The organism is Chamaesiphon sp. VAR_48_metabat_403 (assembly GCF_031422475.1).
GTDB lineage: Bacteria > Cyanobacteriota > Cyanobacteriia > Cyanobacteriales > Chamaesiphonaceae > Chamaesiphon.
This window is the reverse complement of record NZ_JANPLS010000158.1, coordinates 1-3,050: the sequence shown is the minus strand read 5'-3', so window position 1 is coordinate 3,050 and position 3,050 is coordinate 1. Positions and strand designations below refer to the sequence as shown.

The window sequence follows — 3,050 nt, the reverse complement described above, 5'->3', positions numbered from 1 at the left end:
GTATGAATCCCCAGGCTAACAGCTCATTTCCACTTATGTGTACTTGCTACGCGCTTAACTTGGTGGTTCCCTCCATTTTAAGCGCGTCAAGACAAAGAGTTTGACAGTCCACTTCAGTGGACTTGAGCTGTTAGCCTGGGGATTCATCCCCAGGTGGTGCCCAAACGAAGCTAGTCATCTTTGAGTGAGATCCGAGTAATACCATTCCAATCCCGATGGTAATGGGCAACTGGCATATTCGAGATGAATAACGCGGCGATGGCTGGGTGCGATCGCGATCGACGAGGCGTGCAATAATAATGGACGCATTAGTAAAATTCCCCCAGCTTGACAATTACAAGAAATCGCTAGCGACTGTTTCCATCGCTCGATGTCTGGTGCGGTTAATCTACCCTGAGTGTGAGAACCGGGAATTACTTTCAAGGCTCCATTCGATTCATCCGTAAGATCCAGATGAATTCGCACCGTCAGCATTTGCTCTAAAATAGCCACAGGCGGCTGAACGTGATGAATTCCGGCTTTGACCGACCAAGGATGAAAACCGGGTACCTCTAGGCGATTTTTGACGGCAATGGTGAGATCTTGGTGCCAGGGAACTTTCCAATTAGCATGAGGTTGTTTGTCGAAAAATATTCCTCTGACAACTTGCGCGCGATTGCCTAAAATTGGTTCTACTAACGATTGAATTTCCTGACTCTGTGCCAACGTGCGGATACTAGGGAGTAGTTCTAATAAATTCCTAATTCCTGCTTGGGTAGGTGGAAAATCGAGAGCGGTAATATCTTGAATTAATCGATCGATTACCTCCGGTAGGCTAGCCAACGAGTTTAGATCCACATAGGTATCGAGAATACTAAATCCACTCAGCTCGATCTCTCTAGTAAGAACAGTCATCAATCCACTATCCACTATTCACACTTCGGCTGTCGCTCAGTGCAAGCTATTCCCCATCCAACATAGCAGGTAAATCTGTGACTCCAAGATTGTAGCCCATTTGATTTAGTAAAGTAGTAATTTGTCCGCGATGGTGGGTTTGATGGTTGAATAGATGCGTCACCAGCAACCAATGAGGCAGCGTACGGGTGACACCGGAACTATTGGTGTAGGTGAAATCTGCATTCAGCCAGTCTGGAGTAAGCTGTTGCGCCCAATCGATAATTAGTCGATCGAGTCGTTCCCGTTCTGTCCGTAACTCGCTAAAATCATTATATAATTCGCCATCGAGTTTGGCGACAAATGGAGATTGCGTAAATCGACCCAACCAGATGAGATCCGCAACCAGGATATGATTGAGAGTACCGTGGAGAGATTTAAAAAAAGCCCCACGATCGGATTTTCGCTCCACATCAGGAATATCGGCACACACAGCATACAGCTTCTGATTCATCCACTGATTGTATTTTGAAATTGTAGTGTAGTAATTCATTTCTAGGGGATAGAGAATAGAGAATAGAGATCGAAAGAGACGCAATCGTCGTAAAATCCCGATCGATAAATTAGATTGTAAATAGATAAGTTCCTTCCATCCCCTAGCCCCTATCCCCTATCCCCTAATCTCTCTCCCATGCCATCCATCATTGTCGATAGCAAAAACCGCCTGACAGACTTGATTAAGCGTTACCGCGATCGGGTAGATTATTTAGCGATTAGACTAGAAGAGTCCGAAGGGACAGATATTTTAATTCGGGGTGATAAAGTCGAAACCCTGAGTGAAGATCTAGCTGTCGGCGGACAGGTGCGGGCGTGTTATAAAGGCGGTTGGGGGTTTGCCAGTTTCAATCGGCTGGAGACATTAGCCGACAGAATCGAAGAAGCGATCTCCGCAGCGCGGATTATCGGCGAAGATGAAACTATACTGGCACCGATCGAGATTATTCAGACTAGCTGTAGTTTACCCCTGACTGGTACCGATCCGCGTCACATTCCGCTGGCAAATAAGAAGAAATTATGCGAGCATTACAACCAAATCTTACAGACGACTGACAGACGGATTGCAACGACTTATGTCAGCTATGGCGATAGTGCCCAACACGTCGTCCTCGCTACATCTGAAGGTACCCTCATCGAACAGTCGTGGGTAGATATGGAGATTCGGTTTGCAGCCACCGCACGCAATGGCGATACCGTCCAAACCGGACGCGAAACCCTCGGATCGCGCAAAGCCTATGAAGATACCATCGGACTCGATCGCCAGGTCGAAAGTGCCGCTCAACGGGCTGTGGCTGCCCTCTTCCTGCCTCCTGTTAAGGGCAATGCTTATACTGTCGTCATCGACCCCATTTTGACCGGGTTATTCGTCCACGAGGCATTCGGACACCTCTCAGAGGCAGATTCGATGTATGAAAATCCCGATCTGTTGGAAGTGATGACAATGGGACGACGATTTGGGAGTAAAGACTTACAGATTTTTGATGGAGCCGCACCCCAAGGGCATCGGGGCAGCTATTTGTACGATGATGAGGGGACACCCGCAACGACGACGCAACTGATTGAAGATGGCGTATTAGTCGGGCGGTTGCACTCGCGGGAGACAGCGGGGAAACTAGATGAAGCGGCGACGGGAAATGCCCGGTGTCTGAATTATCATCATACCCCGATCGTGCGGATGACCAATACATGGATCGAGCGTGGCAAAACACCTGTGGCGGATCTGTTTTCAGATATTACCGAAGGTGTATATGCGCGCAACTGGCTGGGGGGGATGACAAATGGCGAGATGTTTACCTTTACGGCGGGCGAAGCGTGGATGATTCGCAATGGCGAAATTGCCGAACCAGTGCGAGATGTAACGCTATCGGGGAATGTATTTAAGACTCTAGGCGATATTGAAGGCATCGGGGATGATTTTTATTGGGATGAGTCTGGCGGCTGCGGGAAAGTTGGTCAAGGTGGCTTAGCGGTTGGGGTTGGTGGGCCGAGCCTGCGGATTCGGGACGTAGTTGTCGGCGGCGATATGGAAGATTTTGAGGATGAGGATTAAGCGAATTAAATCTAACTAATTTTCAATTTGCAGTAGGGTGAGTTAAGGTATGTACACCAACACCGATCGT

At 48.2% G+C, this 3,050-nt stretch carries 3 protein-coding genes; 1 reads left to right on the top strand and 2 read right to left on the bottom strand.

Annotation, left to right across the window (positions count from 1 at the left end; genetic code table 11):
- Positions 1 to 174: 174 nt before the first annotated feature.
- Positions 175 to 894, bottom strand: coding sequence for a phytanoyl-CoA dioxygenase family protein (locus tag RMO79_RS07575; RefSeq protein ID WP_310482505.1), 720 nt, complete (start codon positions 892 to 894; stop codon positions 175 to 177).
- A gap of 46 nt (positions 895 to 940) precedes the next feature.
- The gene (locus RMO79_RS07570) at positions 941 to 1,426 is read right to left on the bottom strand and encodes a DinB family protein (RefSeq protein ID WP_310482504.1); all 486 of its coding nucleotides are present in this window, start codon (positions 1,424 to 1,426) and stop codon (positions 941 to 943) included.
- Positions 1,427 to 1,564: 138 nt separating this feature from the next.
- Here RMO79_RS07570 and RMO79_RS07565 point away from each other — a divergent pair, with 138 nt between their 5' ends.
- Complete coding sequence (locus RMO79_RS07565) at positions 1,565 to 2,980, top strand: TldD/PmbA family protein (RefSeq protein ID WP_310482503.1); 1,416 nt, start codon at positions 1,565 to 1,567, stop codon at positions 2,978 to 2,980.
- The last annotated feature ends 70 nt before the right edge of the window (positions 2,981 to 3,050 follow it).